The organism is Streptomyces sp. NPDC012466 (genome assembly GCF_042955215.1).
In the GTDB taxonomy this organism is placed as follows: domain Bacteria; phylum Actinomycetota; class Actinomycetes; order Streptomycetales; family Streptomycetaceae; genus Streptomyces.
Map to the genome: position 1 here is coordinate 12,706 of NZ_JBIBEQ010000003.1, position 21,642 is coordinate 34,347.

Consider the following 21,642-nt stretch of genomic DNA (forward strand, 5'->3'; position numbering starts at 1 on the left):
GGCCGTGCGTGCCCGCAGCCAGACGGAGTCACACCCGCCGGACAACGCGAGGGGAACATGTCGGGGCCGCCCACCCGCGGCGATCGGCGCGTCGACCCACCGCAACCGGCCGTGCGTGCCCGCAGCCAGACGGAGTCACACCCGCCGGACAACGCGAGGGGAACATGTCGGGGCCGCCCACCCGCGGCGATCGGCGCGTCGACGGACCGTCAGTCGGCACGGCATCCCATCACGCCGTTCCGAGGCCGGACGACACCCGATGTGGCCCCGGCCCACCCACCGGCGCCGGCGCGAGCACGCGCACACCCACGGACCCGGCAAGGACACACGCGGAAGCAGAGGCGGGCACGGATACGGGCGCTAAACCCGACGTCCCCCACCGGCCCCCGCTCCCAACGCCCCCCGCTGCGGGGCGATCCCCGCCGGTACCGCGCGCTGCCGGGCCGGTGTCCCCGTCCAGCAGGTGCCGCGGCGCGAGAGCAGGCGGCGGAGCCACAGTTCCAGGGAGACCAGGTCCGCGAGGCCGTCCAGGGGGAGGGGTTCGCCCGCCGCCGCGCCGCGCAGCGCCTTGCGGACCACCCGGGCCTCGACCAGGCCCGCCTCCGCCAGCAGCGGGGTGTCGAACAGGGCGACCAGGGAGTCCGCCGCCACGCGCAGCCCCGTGCGCTCCGCGGCCGCCGCGGTCGCCTGGGTCGGGGCGCCCCAGCCGGGCGGCAGCTCCCGGACGCCGGCGCCTTCCAGCACCGTACGCAGGATCGCCGCCCGGGCCCCCGGCCGCACCCGCAGCGCTTCCGGCAGCGCCCGGGCCGCGCGGACGACCTGGTTGTCGAGGAACGGCGCGTGCAGCCGCTGGAAGCGGACCTCCGCGGCCTGCTCCAGCACCCGCAGGTCCGCCGCGTGCCGTGCCAGCGCCGCGCGCGCCCGGAAGTCCCCCGGCCGTTGCCCCGGCCCCACCAGCTCCGACCGGTGTGTCGACGCCTGAAGACGAACCGATACTTCAGCGAGCGCCTCACCGGTCAGCCAGCGCGCCGCCGGCCCGGGTCTCCCCCAGGTCAGCGCGGCGAGCGAGGCATCCAGCGCACCGCCGGGCGCGTCGAGCCCGTCGTCGGAGCGGGGGTCGAGGAGGCGCTCGGCGAGGGACTCGACACCCGACCGGTACGGCGTACGGGACAACCGCCGCGCCGCCGCGTACACGCGCGCGGGCACCAGCACCGACCCGTCCGCCTTGGCCAGCGCGGCGACCGGCCGTACGAGATGACGCCGCCGGCGGTCCATCAGCAGGTCGGCGAGCCGCGCGGGATGGGCGTCCAGCACCTGGCGCGCCCCGTACCCCGTGAAGTGGTCGGCGCTGCCCGCCGCGAGCCGGGCCCGATGGCGTGCCGCCGACACCAGGCACGGCCCGGGTTCGTCGGTCAGCGGCCCGTCCAGGTCGGCGTACGGAAGGGTCTGCTCGTCACCGGCCACGACGACGTGGTGCAGCCGGGGGTTGGCCGCCAGCGCGCCCGCCCGCTCCAGTTCGGCCTCCCGGCCCCCGACGGCGAGGTCGTTGAACGTGACGGCCAGCAGCCGCTCCCCCGCGCCCGTGCCGTGGCCGAGCACCGTGCCCGGCATCCCGGGCAGTCCCGCGGCCAGCAGCGCCAGTGCCCCGGAGGCCGGCCCGCCGGAGAGGTCCGCGCCGATCCCCGGCACCGGCATCCCGCGCGCGGCACGCCGCTCGGCAGGGCCCATGCCGGGCACGGGGCCCGGGTCGATGTCCGCTCCGGGGACGTGCCGAGGCGCGGACAGCCGTGTCCGTACGGCTTCCACGAGCGCGTCGCGCACCGCGTCGACCGCGCTGTCCGGATCGGCCGGGGGCGCCGCCACGGCCAGCGAGGCGACCGGCTCGTACCCGGCGATCTCGCGCGCCCCGGCGCGCAGGATGAGGGCATGCCCGGGCGGAATGCGCTTCACGCCGTCGTACGGCGTGGAGTCGTGCAGCGCGGCGGGCACGTCCGGGGCGGCCAGCAGCGCGGCGAGGTGCCCGAAGTCGAGGTTGGCCTCGATGAGATCGGCCAGCGGCAGCGCGGCGGTCGCGTACGCCGTTCCGCCGGCCCAGGGCGTGTGGAACACCGGCCGCGCGCCCGCGAGATCGCCGCAGACGGTGATCCGCCTGCCGACCTGGACGATCGCCGTGTAGCTGCCCGGCCAGGCGGTCAGATGCCGAAGTGCCCCGCCGCGCGCGGCGAACAGCGCGACGCGCAACTGCTCGTCGGTGGCGCCGCAGATGCCGAGGACGGCGATGCGCGTCCGGTCGTCGGCCTTCACGACGCGCACCTCGTCGGGGCGCCAGTCGCCGACCGCCCACAGGGGATCGGGGTCGCCCCACAGGAGTTGGGACCCGACCGGGTGCAGCGTCTCACCCTCGCTGCCGGTCGCCCCCGCCGAGCCGGCAGCGACGGCTCCCGCGGCGGTGCTGCTCCATCCCACCAACCACCGCATCGCCGCCTCCACAGGCTGTGGACAACCAGTGCACCGTACGAACCGGTTCACCATGCTGCCATGAAGGAGGCGTTCCAGAGGGTGCCGACGCCGCTTGCGCTCCGTCGAATGCGCCCCGGCGGAGCCGCCCGCACCGCCCCGAACACCCCGAACACCCGCACGCCACAAGGAGACCCGGGCGGCGGCAGCGAGCGGCAGGGCGGAAAATCCGGAAGGGAACCGGAAGGGAAACAGGAGCGCGGCGGAGGAGGAAAAGGAAGGGACCGCCAAGAATCAAGGCACGCCAGCGACATGTCTCCGGTACGACTGCGACGCGAATGCGCCCCCGAAACGCGCCCCAATCACACCGGACGCGCCCTCAAGTGCCATGGTCGGAGGCCTGATACCCCAAGACCGGCGGGGTCGATTTTCGGCCAAATCGGCGTCACGCGGACAGCCTCGAACACTCTCCGTACAGGCTCCGCACCCTGCCACCCGGCCGCGCAGTCCGGGAGACGGAGCACGCCTCCCGGACCGTTCCGCCGCCCGCGGGGATGAAGGCGGCGGTGTCCCCCAGCCCGCTGGATCCAGTACAGCGGGCCGACCCACGCAATGACCATGGAACCGCTCCCGCGGTGGCCGGAGAAGAGCGCACGGACAGGCGCACGGCCACACAGTGGGAGCACGTCGCAACAGCCCGTATCTGAACCGCACTTCAGTACGGACCACAATCCCGCCAACCGGAAGAATGCCCCTTAACGCTTGGGATGCGGCGAACTACGCTGGGTTTACGAATGCCGCACGGTTATGCCAGTGCGGCAGCCGTCTGTGTCGAGGGGTGGCGCATGTCCAGGGAGCAACGCGGGCCGAACGACAAACTCGGCGCCGTTCTCGCCCTCGCGGGAATTTCCAACGCGGGCCTCGCGCGGCGCGTCAACGATCTTGGCGCCCAGCGCGGTCTGACGCTTCGCTATGACAAGACGTCGGTGGCGCGCTGGGTGTCGAAGGGCATGGTGCCGCAGGGTGCCGCGCCGCACCTCATCGCCGCCGCCATCGGCCAGAAGCTCGGCCGCCCGGTGCCGCTCCACGAGATCGGGCTGGCCGACGCGGACCCGGCACCCGAAGTCGGCCTCGCCTTCCCGCGGGACGTCGGGCAGGCGGTGCGCTCGGCGACGGATCTGTACCGCCTCGACCTCGCCGGCCGCCGGGCCGGTTCGGGCGGTATCTGGCAGTCGCTGGCCGGATCGTTCGCGGTGAGCGCATACGCAACGCCCGCCTCACGGTGGCTGATAACCCCGGCCGACAGTTCGGTCGCGCGTGACGTGGGCCCCGGCGAGGGCTCCGGCGCACCGCTCAAAGTCGGCCACAGCGATGTGCAGAAGCTGCGGGAGGCCGCCGAGGACGCGCGGCGCTGGGACTCCAAGTACGGCGGCGGCGACTGGCGTTCGTCCATGGTCCCCGAATGCTTACGGGTGGAGGCCGCCCCCCTGCTGCTCGGCTCGTACTCCGACGAGGTCGGCCGGGCCCTCTTCGGCGCCTCCGCCGAACTCACCCGTCTCGCGGGCTGGATGGCCTTCGACACGGGCCAGCAGGAAGCCGCCCAGCGCTACTACATCCAGGCCCTGCGCCTGGCCCGGGCGGCGGCGGATGTCCCCCTCGGGGGCTACGTGCTGGCCTCCATGTCGCTCCAGGCCACCTACCGCGGCTTCGGCGACGAGGGCGTGGACCTCGCCCAGGCCGCCCTCGAACGCAACCGCGGACTGGCCACGGCCCGCACCATGAGCTTCTTCCGCCTGGTCGAGGCCCGGGCACACGCGCGTGCGAACGACGCCCAGGCCGCCGGCGGCGCCCTGAAGGCGGCCGAGAGCTGGCTGGAGCGCGCCCGCCCCGGCGACAACGACCCGAGCTGGCTCGGCTTCTACTCCTACGACCGTTTCGCCGCCGACGCGGCCGAGTGCTACCGCGACCTCAAGGCGCCCCGCCAGGTCCGCCGCTTCACCGAGCAGGCCCTGTCGAAGCCGACGGAGGAGTTCGTCCGCTCGCACGGCCTGCGCCTGGTCGTCTCCGCGGTCGCCGAACTGGAGTCGGGGAACCTGGACGCCGCGTGCGAGCAGGGGGTGCGGGCGGTGGAGGTCGCCGGGCGGATCTCCTCGGCCCGCACCACCGAGTACGTGAAGGACCTCCTGCACCGTCTGGAGCCGTACGGTGACGAGCCACGGGTGGTGGAGCTCCGTGAGCGTGCGAGGCCGCTGCTGATGACTCCTGCGTAGCCGGGTGCGGGTAGGCCGTTCGTCCCGCCGCGTTTGAAGGCATTGTCAGTGGCGCAGTGCACTATCGAGGCGGGAGGTGGTGCGCGTGCGGGCCGGATACGACTGTGACGTGCTGGTGATCGGCGGCGGAATCGTCGGTCTGTCGACGGCGTACGCGATCACACGCGCCGCACCGGGCACACGTGTCACCGTCCTGGAGAAGGAACCGGGCCCGGCCCGCCACCAGACCGGCCGCAACAGCGGCGTCATCCACAGCGGCGTCTACTACCGCCCCGGCTCCCTCAAGGCGCGCTACGCGGTGCGGGGCGCGGCGGAGATGGTCAAGTTCTGCGCCGAGTACGGCATCCCCCACGCGGTCACCGGCAAGCTGATCGTCGCCACCGACCGCGCGGAGCTGCCCCGCCTGCACGCGCTGGTGCAGCGCGGCCGGGAGAACGGGATCCCGGTGCGGGAGCTGGGCGCCTCCCAGATCGCGGAGTACGAGCCGGAGGTGCGCGGCCTCGCCGCGATACACGTGGGCACGACGGGCATCTGCGACTTCGTCGCGGTCGCCCGCCAGCTGGCCCACGGCTCGGGTGCGGAGATCCGCTACGGCACGCGGGTCGTGCGCGTCGACCGGCGTCCCGAGCGGGGGGTGGCCGTGCTGACGGCCGCCGGGGACGTTGTACGCGGGCGGGTCCTGGTGAACTGCGCGGGCCTTCAGTGCGACGAGATCGCCCGGCTCACCGGGGACGACCCGGACATGCGGATCGTGCCGTTCCGTGGCGAGTACTACGAGCTGGCCCGGCCGGAGCTGGTGCGGGGCCTGGTCTATCCCGTGCCCGACCCGGCGTTCCCGTTCCTCGGGGTGCATCTCACGCGAGGAATCGACGGGAGCGTCCATGTCGGGCCCAACGCGGTGCCGGCGCTGGCCCGCGAGGGGTACGGATGGGGCACGGTCCGCCTGCGCGAGCTGGGCTCGACCCTGGCCTGGCCCGGCTCCTGGCAGATCGCCCGCCGGCACTGGCGGTACGGGGCGGGTGAGCTGCGGCGGTCTCTGTCCAAGACGGCGTTCACGGACGCGGTGGGCAGGCTGCTGCCCGCGGTGTCCGAGGGCGACCTGGTGCCGACGGCGGCGGGTGTGCGCGCCCAGGCGGTCCTCCGCGACGGAACCCTGGTCGACGACTTCCTGATCCGCGAGGGCCCTCGCGCGGTGCACGTCCTGAACGCACCGTCGCCCGCGGCCACGGCGTCCCTGCCGATCGGCCGGGAGGTGGCACGGAGGGCGCTGGCAGCGTTGTGAGCTCTCCGGACGCCCGGCGACCCCGCCGGGCCCGGTCGGCCCCGCACCCCGGCGACGCGGGTCCCCCCGGCGCCCACCCTCCCCCACCGCCCCAGCAACCCAGCGACCCGCTGCCCGCATGCCCTCCGCCCTCTCGCCCGCACACCCGCACACCCGCAGCCGAGCCGGACCGGCGGCCTGCCCCACACACCCGCAGCCGAGCCGGACCGGCGGGCTACCCCACACGCCGACAGCCGGGCGGGACCGGCGGCCGGCCTCACACGCCGGCGGGGCGGGCGAGCACAGCCTGCGCCTGCCGCGCGCGAAGCGGGACGTCCCAGCACCCCGCGTACCGCGAGAAGGGGACGGGCCGGGGGGCGTCCGCCCGCAGCGGTAGGCGCGTCAACAGGCAGTCGGCCGGCAGGGCGCCCCACCGCGCCGTTCCGAGGACGGACACCCAGGCGCGGCCCAACCACCCCCGGCGTCAGGCGTAAGCACGCCCACCCCCACCGGCGGGTACGCACCGCACCACCGCCGTAAAATCAAGGGCACTGTGTCTGACTCCGTGAACACCCCCGAAGACCCGCACCCGCACCCGCACGCCCACCCGCAGGCGCCCGGTGACTCCGTCCGGCGTACCCGGGCCAAGGGAGAGCCGCGCTTCCCCGACGGGCCGAAAGCCGATCCCGCCGGGTCGCACTTCGAGCGGCGCATCCGGAGTTTCCAACCGCGGCGCAGCCGCGTCACCGCCGGTCAGGCGGACGCGCTGCAGCGCCTGTGGCCCAAGTGGGGCCTCGACATCGACGGCCGGGCCCTCGACCTGCCCGAGCTGTTCGGCAACGACAACCCCGTCGTCCTGGAGATCGGCTTCGGCATGGGCGAGGCCACCGCCCAGATGGCCGCCGCCGACCCCGCCACGAACATCCTCGCCGTCGACGTCCACACCCCCGGCCAGGGCAACCTGCTCAACCTCGCCGACCGCAACGGCCTGTCCAACATCCGGGTCGGCAACGGCGACGCGATCATCCTCCTGCGCGAGATGCTCGCCCCGGACTCCCTCGGCGGTCTGCGCGTCTACTTCCCCGACCCCTGGCCCAAGAAGCGGCACCACAAGCGCAGGATCATCCAGCCCGACTTCCTCGATCTCGCCGCAACCCGCCTCAGGCCCGGCGCGATCCTCCACTGCGCCACCGACTGGGAGCCGTACGCCGAACAGATGCTCGATGTCCTCACGGCGCACCCCGACTTCGAGAACACGCAGGCCGACGGTGGTTTCGCGCCGCGCCCCGACTTCCGGCCGCTGACCCGTTTCGAGGGCCAGGGACTGGACAAGGGACATGTCGTGAACGACCTCCTCTTCCGTCGCGTACAGCACGTGGACCAGTCCCCCGCCGGCGCCTGACCACCCTTGGCACCTCTCCGCCTGCGGACAGCGCCCATCCGTCGTTAGGGTCAATGCCGTGGCCACCAGCCCCCCACATCCGTCCTACCCCAGCAGTCCCACCGACGGCCAACCCTTCGTCGGCTCGGGCACAGCTGGCTCCTCGCGGCACGCCCACTGGTGGCAGCGCGCCTGGGTGCGCTACGGCGCGCTGAGCACGCTCCTCGCGATATCCGGCCTGGTCATCCTCGCCCTGGTCCGCGAGGAGACCGGCACGGAAGGGTTCCTGGTCGGGCTGGGGCTGGCCGTCCTCCCGGTGCCCCTGCTGATAGCCGCGTTCCGCTGGCTGGACCGGGTCGAGCCCGGCCCCTGGCGGAACCTGGTGTTCTGCTTCGCCTGGGGCGCCTGCGCGGCGGCGCTGATAGCGATCGTCGCCAACAGCTTCGCGACGAGATGGGTAGCGACGGCGACGGCGGACCCGTCCAGCGCGGACACCCTGGGCGCGACGGTGATAGCGCCGGTGGTCGAGGAGTCCGCCAAGGCGGCGGCCGTCCTCCTGGTCTTCCTCTTCCGGCGCCGTGACTTCACCGGCATCGTCGACGGCGTCGTCATAGCCGGGGTGACCGCCACCGGCTTCGCGTTCACGGAGAACATCCTCTACCTGGGCACCGCCTTCGGCACCGACCAGCTCACCGGCGGCACCGGCATCGCCTCCGTCACGGCGGCGACCTTCTTCGTGCGCATCATCATGTCGCCGTTCGCGCACCCGCTGTTCACGGTCCTCACCGGCATCGGCTTCGGCATCTCCGCGCTCTCGGCGGACCGCCGGCATCTGCGCCGCGTCGCCTTCCCGCTGTCCGGGCTGCTGCTCGCGATGGGCATGCACGCGATGTGGAACGGCTCGTCGGCGTTCGGCGAGTACGGGTTCTTCGCCGTGTACACGGCGTTCATGGTGCCCATCTTCGGGCTGCTGACGTGGCTGGTGATCTGGACCCGGCAGCGGGAGCTGAAGACCGTGCGGGCGGAGCTGCCCGCCTACGCCGTGGCCGGCTGGCTGACCCCCGCCGAGCCGTTCGCGCTCGGCTCGATGCGGGCCCGGCGGATCGCCCGCCAGTACGCCCGCCGGCACGCGGGCAGGGCGGCGGCCCGGGAGGTGGCGCGGTACGAGGCGTACGCGACATCGCTGGCGTTCCTGCGGCACCGGGCCCGGCGCGGCGGCGCCGGCGCCGGCTTCGCCGTACGGGAGGGGGAGCTGCTCGGCGAGCTGTGGCGACGCCGGGAGGTGGCCCGCCCGGCGCTGGACCACGCGGCCCGGATCACGGCCCCTCCGGTCCCGGTGGTGGCCCCGCCCTGGCCGGTGTACGGGGTGTACGGCTACGGCCACCGGCCGGCGCCGTACCCCGCGTACAACCCGTACCGTTCCTAGGGGCTCAGGCCGAGGCCTCCGTGAGCCGCTCGACCTCGGCCTCCGAGAGGGTCAGCTCCCCGACGCCGACCAGTGCGGGCAGCTGCTCCACCGTCCGTGCGGAGGCGATCGGCGCCGTCACGGTCGGCCGGGCGGCGAGCCAGGCGAGGGCCACCGTGGCCACGGGGACGTCGTGCGTGCCGGCGATCTCGTCGAGGGCGCCGAGGACCCGCCGCCCCCGTTCGGTCTCCAGGTGCTTGGCGGCCCCGCCCGCCCGCGCGCTCTCGACCGTCGTACCGGGCCGGTACTTGCCGGTGAGGAAGCCGGACGCGAGCGCGGAGTACGGAACGGCCGCGAGGCCGCTCCGCTCGGCTAGGTCCTGGAGCTCGCCCTCGTAGGTGTCGCGGGAGACCAGGTTGTACTGGGGCTGGAGAGCCACGTACCGGGCCAGTCCCTCGCGGTCGGAGAACTCCAGGGACTCCCGCAGCCGCTCGGCGGAGATGTTGGAGGCGGCGATGTGCCGCACCTTCCCGGCCTTCACGAGGGTGTCGAGCGCGCCGATGATCTCCTCGACGGGCACGTCGGGCCGGTCGAAGTGCGTGTAGTAGAGGTCGATGTAGTCGGTGCGCAGGCGGCGCAGGGAGGCGTCGGCGGCGGCCTTGATGTTGGCGGCGGACAGGCCCTGGAAGCCGGGGTGCTGGCCGACCTTCGTGGCGACGACGACATCGGAGCGGTTGCCGCGCGCCTCCAGCCACGTGCCGAGGATGGTCTCCGACTCCCCGCCCTGGTTGCCGTCGGCCCACGCCGAGTAGACGTCGGCGGTGTCGACGAAGTTGCCGCCGGCCTCGGTGTAGGCGTCGAGGACGGCGAACGACCGGTCCTGGTCGGCGGTCCAGCCGAAGACGTTGCCGCCGAGGGCGAGGGGGAAGACCTGGAGGTCGGAGGAGCCGAGCTTGCGAAGGGACGTCATGCTCTGTGGCAACGACCGCAGGGGAACGCCTCATTCCGCAAGGGCCGCGAAGCTCCCGTGAACACCGCACCGGAAAACCGGCGGCCCTGACGTCGGGGGGGTCGTCGTCAGGGCCGCCGGTGCTTCAACGAGTCGGTGTTGCTTACGGGTTCAGTCCCTTGCCCCGCAGCCACGCCATCGGGTCGATGCCACTCGCGGATCCACCGGAGTGGACCTCCAGGTGGAGGTGCGCCCCGGTGACGTTGCCGGTGGCGCCCACGCGGCCGATGACGTCGCCGGTGCTGACCTTCTGGCCGACGCTGACGCCGATGGACGACTGGTGCGCGTACCAGATCTCGGTGCCGTCATCGAGGGTGAGGACGGTCTTGTAGCCGTACGAGCCGTTCCAGCCCGCCTCGGTGATGGTGCCGCTGTGCACCGCCTTGATCGGCGTGCCCGTGGGGGCGGCGAAGTCGAGGCCGGTGTGGTAGCCGGAGGACCAGTAGGCACCGGCCTGGCCGAAGCTGGAGGTGATGGTGTACGAGGAGGTCGGCAGCGTGAACTGCTTGGCGAGGGCGGCGAGCCGCTCGGCCTCGGCCTTCTTCTCGGCCTCTTCCTCCGCCTTCTTCTTGGCTTCGGCGGCCTTGGCCTTGGCTTCCTTCTCCGCCTTGGCGACGGCTTCCGCCGCCGCCTTCTCGGCGGCGGCCGCCGCGTCCTGGGCGGCCTTGGTCTCGATCTGGTCCTGCTGGTGCTCGACCTGCGCCATGATCCGGGCGCGCAGCGCCTCGCCGGCGCCGGCACCGGAGGTGCCCTGCTCGGGGTCCGCCGTGGCGGTGCCGAGGCTGCTGAGCGGGGTGGCGGAACCTTCGGGGGTGTCGTCGTCCGAGATGAGGGAACCCACCGAGGGCAGGTCCGGCACGGAGATGGACACCGGGGGCTTGCCGGTCTGGGCGCTGGCCATGCCGCCGGCACCCACGGCGGCTATGACGCCGACGCCGAGGACGGTGGAGCTGCGGGCGAGACCTCCGCCGCGCTGCTTGGTGACGCGGTGCCGGCCACGGACGGGACGGATGGACTCCTCGGTGGGGTTCCACTCCTGGAACGGGCCCTCGTCGGTGTGCTGACCGCCGTAGCCGAAGGTTTCGGTGTCGCGCTTCGGCGCGAACGGGGCCGCGGGGGCAGGCCGGTTGGACGCCACGTGGGCGTGCTCCTTTCCTTCCTTCTCGCCTACCGGGTTAGCTGACGGGTTCGGAGCAGGAAGGTCTCCTACGCGCGTATACCCGCCGTGCTTCCACGGTGGTATCCGCGCGATTCACCCCAAGTGGTGGTTCCCCGGTTCCCTTTCGGGATTCGGCGCGTGCGCACGGAGCCGCCTTCTGTGACGGCTGGGACGACCGCGCTGCGTTATCGAACGTTAATAGACGCGCGAGGTGTATTCCAGCGATTCCACTTGATCATTAACCTTTTTCGCGCGGACTTACTGCCATGACCGGCTTAAATCGGGCGAGTTGACCGCATCGCAAGTGACTGAGGGGTTTTGACGGTGTGTCAGTTGTTATGCGGAACCGGACGGTTCGCTCACCGAGCGTAAGGGCCGTCGTGAGGGTCACGGGGAAATGCACCGAGGGCCGGAACCCTTTCGGATTCCGGCCCTCGGCCTTCAGTAGCGGGGACAGGATTTGAACCTGCGACCTCTGGGTTATGAGCCCAGCGAGCTACCGAGCTGCTCCACCCCGCGTCGTTGTGACTCCAGTGTACGCCATCCGCGGGACCGCTCGTGCACACCCGCCGCTCAGCCACCCGGGGTGCCCGTGTGAGTGAGGTTTCCCAGGCGGTGAACAGGTCGTCGGTGCCGGCCGACTGACGCGGACGGCGGTGCGGACGCGACCTGTCGGGCCGCTCGGCCCCTACTCAGCCCGGGAGGTGGCGGTTCGGGGCCTTGGCCCGCTCCTCGTGCTCCGGCAGGACGACGACCTCCACTCCGGCGGCCGAGAGAAGGCCGCTGCCGTCGGCGTCCGCGACGAAGGTGTCCGGCTCGCGCCAGGCCGTGACGACCCGCCGTACACCCGCGTCGAGGATCAGCCGGGCGCAGGGTGCGGGGCGGGAGGCGCGGCGGGCGCAGGGCTCCAGGCTGCTGTACACCGTCGCGCCGGGCAGGCGCGGATCGGCCGGGTCGAGTTTGGCCAGGGCCGCCTCCTCGGCGTGCACGACCGGGTCGCCGGCCTCGCGGGAGTGGCCGCGGGCCAGTTCCGTGCCGTCGGCGGCGACCACCACCGCCCCCACGCTGAACGCCGTGTCCGAGGGCGGGCAGTGGCCGGCCAGTTCGCAGGCGAGGGCCAGCCAGTGATGGTCGGCGGCGGCGGGCAGGGGGCCGGTGCCCGGGGCGGTCGGCTCGTAGCGCATGAGGACGACGTCCTCGATCCGCCGCGACTCCAGCAGCCGCAGGCGGCCGTCCTGGTAGCCGCCGGGGCCGAAGAGGCGGGGTGCCCGGGGGTCGCCCACGAAGAGCGGGGCGAGGACCAGCTGGAGTTCGTCGGCGAGGCCCTGGGTGAGGAGCTGGGTGTGGATCAGGCCACCGCCCTCGACCATGAGTCGGCGTACGCCCCGGACGTCGTGCAGGTGCGTGAGGAGCCGCCGCCAGTCGAGGTCGGGCCCGAGCGGGACGACGTCGGTGGCGAGGCCGAGGGCACGGGCGCGGCCGGCGCCCCGGTCGGTCGTGTAGAGGACCTTCTCACCGCCGGTGTGCCAGAAGCGGGCGTCCGGGTCGAGGTCGCCGGAGCCGCTGACGGTGACCTTCAGGGGGTACTCCGGTTTCCCGGCGGCCGTGCGGGCGGCCCGGCGCGCCTCGGAGTTCACCAGCAGCCGGGGGTTGTCGGCGCGGATGGTGCCGGCGCCGATCAGGATCGCGTCGACCGAGGCGCGGACCTCGTCGACCCGGTCGAAGTCGGCCGGGCTCGACAGCAGCAGGCGGTCGGGTCCGGTGTCGTCCAGGTAGCCGTCGAGGGAGACGGCGGCGGACAGCAGGACGTACGGGTGGGGCATCGGCGCTCCGCGGCTGGTCGGGACGGCGGGACTGGACCGGGCTTGGTTCAAGTTTGAAACAAACCTACACTGGCGGCATGACGACTCGCTGGCTCACCCCCGATGAGCAGCGCGCCTGGCGCGCCTACATCGCCGCCTCGCTGCTCCTGGAGGACGCGATCGACCGGCAGCTCCAGCAGGACGCCGGCATGCCGCACCTGTACTACTCCATCCTGTCCGTCCTGTCGGAGTCCCCGGAACGGCGGCTGCGCATGACCGATCTCGCCGAGCGGCTGAAGATCACGCGCAGCCGGCTCACCTACGCGGTGACGCGGCTGGAGAAGGACGGCATGCTGCGGCGCGAGGCCTGCTCCGACGACAAGCGGGGCAGCATCGCCACGCTGACCGACGAGGGCTTCGCCGTGCTGGAGCGCGCGGCGCCCGGGCATGTCGAGACCGTGCGGAGCTTTGTGTTCGACCGGCTCAGCGAGGAGCAGGTGGGGCAGCTGGAGAAGATCTCCGCGGCGATCGCGCAGGGGCTCCAGGAGGACGGGGCGCGGCCGGCGGCGGACGACGTGCCGTGGCGGCGGAGGTCGTCGTCGGCCTGCGCGTGACGCGACGCGTGAGGCGCGGGTGACGCGGCAGTGACGCGCACCACACCGGCCCGGACGGTCGTTGCTTCAAATTTCAAGCACGAGTAGGGTTCCCCTCGTGCATCTGCTTCAAATCTGAAGCAATACGGCTGTGCAGCCGAACAGGAAACGGAACCCGGAGGCCCCGCATGCCCGACACACCCGCCGTCCTCGCCACCCCCCGCTCCCGCGTCCGGGTCCCGCTGCGCTTCCACGACGGCTTCGAGGCCGACGCCGAGCTCGTCACTTTCCACGGGCTGGCCGACGGGCAGGAGCACGTGGCCGTCGTCCTGGGCGAGCCGGGGCCGGTCCCGCTGGTGCGGCTGCACTCCGAGTGCCTGACCGGGGACGTGTTCGGCTCCGCCCGCTGTGACTGCGGCCCGCAGCTGCGCGAGGCGGTCGAGCGCATAGCCGAGCGCGGCGGCGTGCTCCTCTACCTCCGCCAGGAGGGCCGGGGCATCGGCCTCTACAACAAGCTCGACGCCTACGCCCTCCAGGACGAGGGCCTGGACACCTACGAGGCGAACGCGGCCCTGGGGCTGCCGGAGGACGCCCGCGACTACACGGCGGCGGCCCAGATGCTCCGGGCCCTGGGCATCGGCGAGCTGGACCTGCTCTCCAACAACCCCGACAAGGCGGGCCAGTTGCGGTCCCTGGGCGTCGACGTGCGCGACCGCGTTCCCACGGGCGTCTTCACGACCGCCCACAACGTCCGCTACCTGCGCGCGAAGGTCCTCCAGACCCAGCACACGCTGCCGCTGGCCGCGCTGACGGAACTCAGCGCGGGCTGAACCGCCCCCGGTCCGGCCGGGCACCGAACCGAGCTGCTTGCCCCTCGGTTCCTCGGGTACAGCCTTTGAAAGAGGGCGACCTCATCAGTACCCGGAGCTCTATGGAAGTGACCGTTTCGTGACCGATCTCGGCGGCCCCGGCGACCACCGGGCGAGGGGACCGGGCAATGGCCCGGAGGCCGTCGCATCGCAGATCGCCGATGCCGTGGAGAGTCTGACGGCGCTGTGGGCGGTCGCCGCCCAGGAGGCGTCCCTGCGCCTGTCCCTGCACCAGCTGCGGGCACTGCGCACCGTGCAGGCGGCGCCCGGCCTGAATCTGACGGCCCTCGCGGAAGGCCTGGACATCGGCCTCCCCACGGCCAGCCGCCTCTGCGACCGCCTGGCCGCGGCCGGCCTGCTGGAGCGGGCCCCGCACCCCGACACCCGCCGCGAGGTGCAACTGTGGCTCACCACGCACGGCCGGCATGTGCTGGGGGAGGTCGCCGGCCGCCGCACCCAGGCCCTGGCCGCCGCGCTGGCGGCGATGGAACCGGCCGAACGGGCGGCACTGCGCGAGGGATTGCGGGGGTTCCTGACCGCCCAGGACAAGGTGGTACCGGGCACCGACGGGATCGAGTGAGCCCGGGAGGCGTACCGGCGGCGCCTTCTCACCGGCCGGCCGCCGGTGAACCCCCGCCGGTCGCCCGGCCCCTCAACACCCGTCAGGTCCCCGAGCCGTGTCGGCTCACGCCGCCGGCGGTCAGTACCGCCACACAGGTGTCGTCCCGCGTCGGCCGGGCCGCGCTCCCGGCGTCGCGGAGCACCACCGCGGCCGCCACCGCCGGGTCGCAGCCGGGGAGCACCCCGTCGTCGGGCGGCGTCCAGCGGCTGGGCAGACCGTCGCTGTGCAGGACCAGCAGGCTGTCGGCCTGCCAGGGCACCCGCTGCACGGGCACGGACGCCGGGGCCTGCGCGCCCACGATGCCGGGATGGGACAGCAGCGCCTTCCACCTGCCGTCCGTCCGCAGCCGCGCGCCGACGTTGCCGATCCCGGCGAAGCTCAACTCCCCGGCGCCCACGTCGAGCTGGGCCACCGCCACGGCCGCGCCCCGGGTGGGACGCAGGGCCCGGCCCAGCCTCCGCAGGATCTCGGGGGGCGGCAGCTCGGCCACGCCGCGCAGCTCCGTCACCGCCGCCGTGGAGGCCTCGGCCGCCTTCGCCCCGTGCCCGAGCCCGTCGGCGAGCAGCAGGGTCAGACGGTCGCCGCCGCGCACCCGGCCCCAGGCGTCCCCGGACTGCTCGGCCCGGCCGAGGGGGACGTTGACACCTCCGGCACGCGGACCGGGCGGGGGCGGCCCCTGGTTGCGGACGGCCGGCTCGTGGCCGATCCGGGCCATCACGACGGTGCCCCGGCCGGGGGCGCTGTGCAGATCGAAGTCGTTCGCTATGCGCCGGCACGTGCCGAGCCCGGCGCCGAGCGAGGCGGCGACGGTCGTGGTGTATCCGTCGCGCATCGCCGCGGCGACGTCGGGGATGCCGGGGCCGTGGTCGACCGAGACGAGCTGCACCACCGGCCGGTGGCCGTCGTCGTGCGCACGCCCGACGAGGTTGATCAGCACACGCCCGCCACCCGCGTGCCGCAGCAGGTTGGTCGCCAGCTCCGTCGCCACGAGCGCGGCGGTCGCGGTGCGGTTCGGGGGCAGGCCGACGCAGGCGCTGGCATCCTCGGCCGCCACCCGGACGTCCCGCACCCGGGTCGAGTCGTCCACCGGCACGTCCCAGACCCTGCTCATCACGGCACCGTCCGGGAGGGCGGTACGACGGTGGCCCAGGCGGTGACGGTGACGGTGGTCCCCTCACCGGGCCGGCTGTCCACCTCGAACTCCTGCACGAGCCGCTTGGCCCCGCTCAGGCCGAGCCCCAGCCCGCCGCCGCTGGTGTACCCGTCGGTCAGCGCCTGGTCCAGGTCGCGGATGCCGGGCCCGGTGTCGACGAAGGCCAGCCGCAGCCCGTGCGACTGCCCCAGGGTGAGCGGCGTGATCTGCACATGCCCACCCCCGCCGTGGACGAGGGTGTTGCGGGCCAGTTCGCTCGCCGCCGTGACGAGCTTGGTCTGCTGCACCAGCCCGAAACCGAGCTCCGCGGCGGCCTGCCGGACCTGCTGCCGCACCCAGGCCAGATCGGCGTCCGAGCCGATCGGCAGGCTGGCCGGGCCGGCATGGCGGGAAGTCTGCATCACGGACTCCCCTCGCCCCGGCGCGTGGTCACACCGAGCAGCTCCATCGCACGTTCGACGTCCAGGGCCGTCCGCAGGCCGGGCAGGGTGAGCCCCAGCTCGACCAGGGTGATCGCCACCGCCGGGCGCATCCCCGCCAGCACCGTACGGGCCGCCAGCAGCTTGGCTCCGGCGGCGATCTCGGCGAGGACCCGGCCCAGGAACGAGTCGACGATCTCCACACCGGAGATGTCGATCACCACCCCGGTCACCCGGGAGTGCGAGATCCGGTCCGTGACGTCCTGCTGGAGCTGCTCGGCCATCCCGTCGTGCAGCTCCCCCTGGAGAGTGACGAGCAGGACGTCGCCCAGCTGGAGCACCGGCACCGTGAAGCCGTGTCCGCCCAGGGGCCCGTGTCCCGCCGGCCCGGTCACCGCGTGCCCGCGTCCGCCGCCGCGCCGGCCGCCCGCAACGGTGCGATCTCGACACCCTGCTGACTGAGGGCGTAGGCGAGCGCGTCCGCCAGGCTCGAACGGGTGAGCACCGTACCGAGGTCGATGCCGAGATGGACGATCGTCTGCGCGATCGCGGGCCGGATGCCGGAGACGATGCACTCGGCGCCCATCAGCCGGGCCGCCGCCACGGTCTTCATCAGGTGCTGGGCGACCAGCGAGTCGACGGTGGGCACGCCGGTGATGTCGAGGATGGCGTACCGGGCGCGCTCGGCGACGATCGCGTCCAGCAGGCTCTCCATGACCACCTGGCTGCGCGCGCTGTCGAGGGTGCCGATCAGCGGCACCGCGACCGTGCTGTCCCAGAGTTTGATCACCGGGGTGGCCACCTCGTGCAACTGCTCGCGCTGCCGGGCGATCAGCTCCTCACCCGCACTGACCGTCGTCTCCAGCACGACCAGGCGCAGCGTGCCCATGAGCACGGTCAGCGCCACCACGGCTTCCTGGGCCTCGGGGGCGTACGGCTCCGGGAACTCCGCCCGCAGCAGGTCGGCCACCGGCTCACGCAGGGCGGCCACTTCGGTGGCGACCCCGTCCGGGTCGATGCCCGTGCGGGCGCGGGAGGCCGCCATGCGCCCCAACTGGTCGCGCACCGACTCGAAGCCGGGGGCGCGGATGTCCTCCAGCCGCCCCGAGGCCGCCACGGCCGCCAGCGCGGCGGTCACGGCCCGGCCCGCCTCCACCGCCTCGTCACGCGACACGGTGAAGACCGTGCGGAACAGCGCGGCGTCCGCCCACCGCTGGGCGATCTGCTCGCGGCGCCGCTCCAGGAACGCGCTCACCTGGTATGCGGCCGGTTCCTGTTCCGCGTTCTCTTCCGACACCGACACTTGCATCGCTCCCTTGCACGGGCCGGACCGAGGTCGCGCGACGGCGCCCCAGCCGTTACTTGCCGTATGACAAACATTAGTGCCGGCGTACAGCACCACCAAACAACTGCCCACCGGCGCCCCCGACCTGCGCCTTCCCCCCTCCCTTATCGGCCACGCCAGTCCAGACACACCACGAGGGCGTCGTCGTCCTGCGTGGACTCGCCGCGGTGACCGGTCAGTTCGCGCAGGACGGCCCGGGGCACCTCGGCGGCCGGCAGCAGCCGGGTCGACTGGATCGCCCGGGTCAGGGCCGCGTCCCCGTAGGCCTCGCCGCCCGGGGAGGCCACGTCGTACACCCCGTCGCTGACGAAGACCAGGCGGTCGCCGGGCTCGGCGCGGAATTCCTGGACGGCGTAGTCGGTCTCCTCGAACATCCCGAGCGGCAGCTGGGCCTCGAAGGGCACCCGCTCCACCGCGCCCCGGCGCAGCCGCAGCATCTGCGGCGACCCGGCGTCCACCGCCCGGACCCGCCCGGTGGCCAGCTCGAAGTCGAGCATCAGCATGGAGAGGTAGCAACGACCCCGGTAGTGGGCGTACACGGCCTGGTCGGCCAGGGCCGCCTGGTCGTCGATGGGCAGCCCGGCCCGGCGCGCGTTGCGCAGGGCGTTGATCGCCAGGTTCGTCAGCAGCGAGGCCTCTATGCCCTCGCCCATGCCGTTGGTGACGTAGAGACTGAGCCGGTCGGCCGAGGCGGACCAGTCGAAGTTGTCGCCGAAGATCGCGTACGCCGGTTCCAGCTGCGCACCCAGTTCGTACTCGGGGCGGGCGCAGGAGCGGCCCGGCAGCAGCTGCCACTGCATCTCGGCGGCCAGCGTCAGCCGGTCCCGGCGGCGCGCCTGGAGATACACGTCGGTGTCCCGCTCGGCCACGACGACCTCGTGGCCGAGCACCTCGGCGATCTCGGCCAGCTCGCCCAGGCAGCCGTCGGCGTGCCCGCCGCCCGGCAGGGTCACGGTCAGCACCCCGAGACGGTCGCCGCGCACGGTGACGGGCAGATGCACCCGTACGAGATCACCCGAAATGGCCTCCACGTACGGCTCCTGCGCGCCGAAGGCCCGGCCCGCCGGGCTGTTGTGCACGGACACCGGCTGGAGGGTGTGCGGCAGCACGGACACCGGCTGGAGCACCGTCAGTCCGTAGTCGGCCAGGAAAAGCTCGACGGAGTCCGCCGCGTACTGATCGGTCAGTACACGACGGACCGCGTCCAGCAGCTGGTGGGGGGCCGCCGTGCGCAGGGCGCGCTCGGCGGCCACGAATCTGTGCGTGATCGTGGTCACGGTGGTCTGTTCACCATCCTCGGTGGGACGTCGGCACGTCCTCGGAAACGGTTCCTTGTCATCGGGCCGGGAAGCGGGTGCGGCAAGCGGGTCCCGGGCGGCTCACGTCACGCCTAGTACGCTGACGGCCATCCCGGTGCCTGCGAGAGTGTGACTGTGACTTCCCTCCGACCCCGCCCTGAGCCAGCAGAGGTCGCCCGTGTGACCTCCACGGCCGCGGAGTTGCTGGAAGTCCTCTGGGGCCGCGCCTCGACGGCGCCGGCCTCCGCGTCCCAGCTGCGGGTGCTGCTCATCCTCGAACACCACGAGGGCATCAACCTGCGCACGCTCGCCGACTCCCTCGCCTCCACACCGCCCTCGACCAGCCGGCTCTGCGACCGGCTGCAGGCGGCCGGATTCGTCGAGCGGGAGGTGAGTGCGGCCGACCGGCGCGAGGTACGCCTGCACCTCAGCGGCCGGGGCCGTACCTTCCTCGCCGACCTGCGGGTGCGCCGGGAGCAGGCGCTGCGCGCGGTGCTCGACCAGATGCCCGCGGCGAAGCGGGTGGCGCTGCTGCAGGGGCTGGAGGCGTTCTGCGACGCGGCGGCGGCCCAGATACACGACGACTCCGAAGACTCCCCCTCGTCCGGCACCCGGACTGCCTGAACCACCCGCCGCGCACGGAATCGGTCCTTCCGGTCCCTTCCCACCGCACGTTCGGCACGCCTAGGCTGTTGCCCTCCACCTATAGTTGTCAAACGACAACTGTCCGCTCCGCGAACCCCTTGCCCTTCTCCTGCGCACCGCACCGCCCACCCTCCTCTTCCCGTACCGTCGCAGTACAGGACCGGGTACCCCGCCACCGCCTCGACCTGCGCCGACTGTGGTCAACGTCTCGCCGGGGCATATGCGGGGCATGAGCCGGGCGATGGCGGGTAGCGGCGCTGGAGGTGGCCTGTCGGGGGATCGGAGCGGGCCGGAACAAGAGGGAGGGCCCGTGACGGCGACCACGCGCATCGGCACGACGACGGATTCCGCCACCTACACCGGTGAGGAACTGCCGCAGATCGCCGAGCCCCAGAAGCTCGCCCCGCAGGACGCACGCGGGCTGACCGGCCAGTTCCTCGACCGGCTCGCCGTGCTCGAGGAAGGCACACCCGAATACCAGTACGCCCGCAACACGCTCATCGAGATGAACATGTCTCTGGTGCGCTTCGCGGCCCGCCGATTCCGCACCAGCGGCCAGTCGATGGAAGACATCGTCCAGGTCGGCGTCATCGGCCTGATCAAGGCCATCGACCGGTTCGAGGTCTCCCGCGAGGTCCAGTTCACCAGCTTCGCGGTGCCGTACATCATCGGCGAGATCAAGCGGTTCTTCCGCGACACCTCCTGGGCCGTGCACGTGCCGCGCCGCCTCCAGGAAGCCCGCACCGAACTCGCCAAGGCCACCGAGGAACTCGCCTCCCGCCTCGGCCGCGCACCGAAGGTGGCCGAACTGGCGGCCCTGATGAACCTGACGGAGGAAGAGGTCGTCGAGGCCCAGATCGCCGCCAACGGCTACCTGTCCTCCTCCCTCGACGCCACGGTCACCGGCGACCCCGACGAGAGCGACACGACGCTCTCCCAGTTCATCGGCGAGGAGGACCCGGCCCTCGAACTCGTCGAGAACTTCCACGCCCTGGCCCCCCTGGTCGCCGAACTCGACGAACGCCAGCGCCTCATCCTCCACCTGCGCTTCGTGGAGGAACTGACCCAGGCGGAGATCGGCGCCCGGCTCGGCATCTCCCAGATGCACGTGTCCCGGCTGATCTCCCGCACAGTGGCCCGGCTGCGGTCGGGGATGCTCGCCACCGGCTGACCCCGCCCCCGCAACGACAAGAGCCCCGGCCCGGAGACGATCCGGACCGGGGCTTCTTGGTAGGCCCTGTGGGACTCGAACCCACAACCAATGGATTAAAAGTCCACTGCTCTGCCAATTGAGCTAAGGGCCCAGGCGATGTCGCCCCCACGAGCATAGCCGGACGACGCCGCGTCTCCGATCGGGTATCGGTCTGACGGCCCTGCCGGACGCACGAACAGGGCCGATGAGCGCCCCGGATCGACCGGTTCGGGCGTGTCCGCGCGCACCCGCCCGAACGACAGAGCGCCGCGGCCCGCCCGTTGGGACGGAAACCACGGCGCTCCTCATGCGCTGATGTCAGCCGTTGCGCTTCCAGCGCGGCTTGTCCTCGCGGCGCTGGAACGAGCCGCCACCGCGGTGCTCGTCACGACGGCCGGAGGGACGGTCGTGACCGGAGGTGCGGAAACCGGGGCGGTCACCCTGACGGTCGCGGTTGAAGGGGCGGTCGCTGCCACGGTGCCCACCACGCTCGTCCCGACGCTCGAAGGGGCGGCCCGGACGGTCGTCCCGGCGGAAGCCACCACCGCGGCTGTCGTCACGACGCTCGAAACCACGGCCACCACGGTCGTCACGACGCTCGAAGGAACGGCCACCACCACGGTTGTCATCACGACGGTCGTCCCGGCGGAAACCGCCACCACGACTGTCGTCACGACGCTCGAAACCACGGCCACCACGGTCGTCACGACGCTCGAAGGAACGGCCACCACCACGGTTGTCATCACGACGGTCGTCCCGGCG

Annotated in this window: 19 protein-coding genes, 2 tRNA genes and 1 riboswitch; of the genes, 10 read left to right on the forward strand and 11 right to left on the reverse strand. The window is 72.9% G+C overall.

Annotated elements, in window-relative coordinates:
* Positions 1–360: 360 nt before the first annotated feature.
* Positions 361–2,478, reverse strand: a complete 2,118-nt coding sequence (locus ACFY9E_RS12350; protein ID WP_390982119.1) for an asparagine synthase-related protein — start codon at positions 2,476–2,478, stop codon at positions 361–363.
* A gap of 824 nt (positions 2,479–3,302) precedes the next feature.
* On the opposite strand from ACFY9E_RS12350, the gene ACFY9E_RS12355 reads away from it, so the two are divergent.
* From ACFY9E_RS12355 to ACFY9E_RS12370, 4 genes are all read left to right on the forward strand, one after another.
* A complete protein-coding gene (locus tag ACFY9E_RS12355; RefSeq protein ID WP_283974864.1) occupies positions 3,303–4,727 on the forward strand; it encodes an MFS transporter in 1,425 nt (474 codons plus the stop codon).
* A 76-nt stretch (positions 4,728–4,803) separates the two neighbouring features.
* Positions 4,804–6,009, forward strand: coding sequence for an L-2-hydroxyglutarate oxidase (gene lhgO / locus ACFY9E_RS12360; RefSeq protein ID WP_390982122.1), 1,206 nt, complete (start codon positions 4,804–4,806; stop codon positions 6,007–6,009).
* A gap of 532 nt (positions 6,010–6,541) precedes the next feature.
* Positions 6,542–7,390: a tRNA (guanosine(46)-N7)-methyltransferase TrmB gene (gene trmB, locus ACFY9E_RS12365; protein WP_390982124.1), complete on the forward strand. Its 849-nt coding sequence runs from the start codon at positions 6,542–6,544 to the stop codon at positions 7,388–7,390.
* 58 nt (positions 7,391–7,448) lie between these two features.
* The gene (locus ACFY9E_RS12370) at positions 7,449–8,795 is read left to right on the forward strand and encodes a PrsW family glutamic-type intramembrane protease (protein WP_390982127.1); all 1,347 of its coding nucleotides are present in this window, start codon (positions 7,449–7,451) and stop codon (positions 8,793–8,795) included.
* Positions 8,796–8,799: 4 nt separating this feature from the next.
* On the opposite strand, the gene ACFY9E_RS12375 is transcribed toward ACFY9E_RS12370, so the two are convergent.
* The 4 genes from ACFY9E_RS12375 to ACFY9E_RS12390 form a co-directional block, all read right to left on the reverse strand.
* Positions 8,800–9,744, reverse strand: coding sequence for an aldo/keto reductase (locus tag ACFY9E_RS12375; RefSeq protein ID WP_390982129.1), 945 nt, complete (start codon positions 9,742–9,744; stop codon positions 8,800–8,802).
* Between the two features lie 142 nt (positions 9,745–9,886).
* Positions 9,887–10,921: a peptidoglycan DD-metalloendopeptidase family protein gene (locus ACFY9E_RS12380; RefSeq protein WP_390982131.1), complete on the reverse strand. Its 1,035-nt coding sequence runs from the start codon at positions 10,919–10,921 to the stop codon at positions 9,887–9,889.
* Between the two features lie 11 nt (positions 10,922–10,932).
* Positions 10,933–11,089: riboswitch (cyclic di-AMP (ydaO/yuaA leader) on the reverse strand.
* Positions 11,090–11,387: 298 nt separating this feature from the next.
* Positions 11,388–11,461 (reverse strand) — tRNA-Met (locus tag ACFY9E_RS12385).
* Positions 11,462–11,634: 173 nt separating this feature from the next.
* Positions 11,635–12,765: a dihydrofolate reductase family protein gene (locus tag ACFY9E_RS12390; protein ID WP_390982134.1), complete on the reverse strand. Its 1,131-nt coding sequence runs from the start codon at positions 12,763–12,765 to the stop codon at positions 11,635–11,637.
* A 77-nt stretch (positions 12,766–12,842) separates the two neighbouring features.
* Here ACFY9E_RS12390 and ACFY9E_RS12395 point away from each other — a divergent pair, with 77 nt between their 5' ends.
* The 3 genes from ACFY9E_RS12395 to ACFY9E_RS12405 all read left to right on the forward strand — a co-directional run bounded on the left by ACFY9E_RS12395 (position 12,843) and on the right by ACFY9E_RS12405 (position 14,786).
* Positions 12,843–13,358, forward strand: a complete 516-nt coding sequence (locus ACFY9E_RS12395) for a MarR family transcriptional regulator (RefSeq protein WP_390982136.1) — start codon at positions 12,843–12,845, stop codon at positions 13,356–13,358.
* A gap of 167 nt (positions 13,359–13,525) precedes the next feature.
* Positions 13,526–14,167 (forward strand): GTP cyclohydrolase II RibA, encoded by a 642-nt coding sequence (gene ribA / locus ACFY9E_RS12400; RefSeq protein WP_390982138.1) that lies wholly within the window; start codon positions 13,526–13,528, stop codon positions 14,165–14,167.
* Between the two features lie 118 nt (positions 14,168–14,285).
* Positions 14,286–14,786 carry a MarR family transcriptional regulator gene (locus ACFY9E_RS12405; protein WP_390982141.1) on the forward strand — a complete coding sequence of 167 codons (501 nt, stop codon included), beginning with the start codon at positions 14,286–14,288 and terminating at the stop codon, positions 14,784–14,786.
* Positions 14,787–14,868: 82 nt separating this feature from the next.
* Here the strand turns inward: ACFY9E_RS12405 and ACFY9E_RS12410 are convergent, their stop codons facing one another.
* From ACFY9E_RS12410 to ACFY9E_RS12430, 5 genes are all read right to left on the reverse strand, one after another.
* On the reverse strand, positions 14,869–15,939 hold the full coding sequence (locus tag ACFY9E_RS12410) for a SpoIIE family protein phosphatase (RefSeq protein ID WP_390982144.1): 1,071 nt from the start codon (positions 15,937–15,939) through the stop codon (positions 14,869–14,871).
* The gene (locus tag ACFY9E_RS12415; RefSeq protein WP_390982147.1) at positions 15,939–16,382 is read right to left on the reverse strand and encodes an ATP-binding protein; all 444 of its coding nucleotides are present in this window, start codon (positions 16,380–16,382) and stop codon (positions 15,939–15,941) included. Before ACFY9E_RS12415 ends, ACFY9E_RS12410 begins: the two co-directional genes overlap by 1 nt.
* Positions 16,382–16,795, reverse strand: coding sequence for an STAS domain-containing protein (locus ACFY9E_RS12420; protein WP_390982150.1), 414 nt, complete (start codon positions 16,793–16,795; stop codon positions 16,382–16,384). Before ACFY9E_RS12420 ends, ACFY9E_RS12415 begins: the two co-directional genes overlap by 1 nt.
* Positions 16,792–17,703: an RsbRD N-terminal domain-containing protein gene (locus ACFY9E_RS12425; protein ID WP_390982153.1), complete on the reverse strand. Its 912-nt coding sequence runs from the start codon at positions 17,701–17,703 to the stop codon at positions 16,792–16,794. The genes ACFY9E_RS12420 and ACFY9E_RS12425 overlap by 4 nt, the downstream gene beginning before the upstream one ends.
* 146 nt (positions 17,704–17,849) lie before the next feature.
* Positions 17,850–19,022: a SpoIIE family protein phosphatase gene (locus tag ACFY9E_RS12430; protein WP_390982156.1), complete on the reverse strand. Its 1,173-nt coding sequence runs from the start codon at positions 19,020–19,022 to the stop codon at positions 17,850–17,852.
* A 150-nt stretch (positions 19,023–19,172) separates the two neighbouring features.
* Here ACFY9E_RS12430 and ACFY9E_RS12435 point away from each other — a divergent pair, with 150 nt between their 5' ends.
* Both ACFY9E_RS12435 and ACFY9E_RS12440 read left to right on the forward strand, forming a co-directional pair.
* Positions 19,173–19,667, forward strand: a complete 495-nt coding sequence (locus ACFY9E_RS12435) for a MarR family transcriptional regulator (protein WP_390982159.1) — start codon at positions 19,173–19,175, stop codon at positions 19,665–19,667.
* 331 nt (positions 19,668–19,998) lie between these two features.
* Positions 19,999–20,859 carry an RNA polymerase sigma factor SigF gene (locus ACFY9E_RS12440; RefSeq protein ID WP_283974208.1) on the forward strand — a complete coding sequence of 287 codons (861 nt, stop codon included), beginning with the start codon at positions 19,999–20,001 and terminating at the stop codon, positions 20,857–20,859.
* A gap of 57 nt (positions 20,860–20,916) precedes the next feature.
* Here ACFY9E_RS12440 and ACFY9E_RS12445 read toward each other — a convergent pair.
* Positions 20,917–20,992, reverse strand: a tRNA-Lys gene (locus ACFY9E_RS12445).
* A gap of 122 nt (positions 20,993–21,114) precedes the next feature.
* Between ACFY9E_RS12445 and ACFY9E_RS12450 the strand changes: the two genes are divergently transcribed.
* The coding region (locus ACFY9E_RS12450) for a hypothetical protein (RefSeq protein ID WP_390982162.1) at positions 21,115–21,642 on the forward strand (528 nt) is incomplete at its 3' end.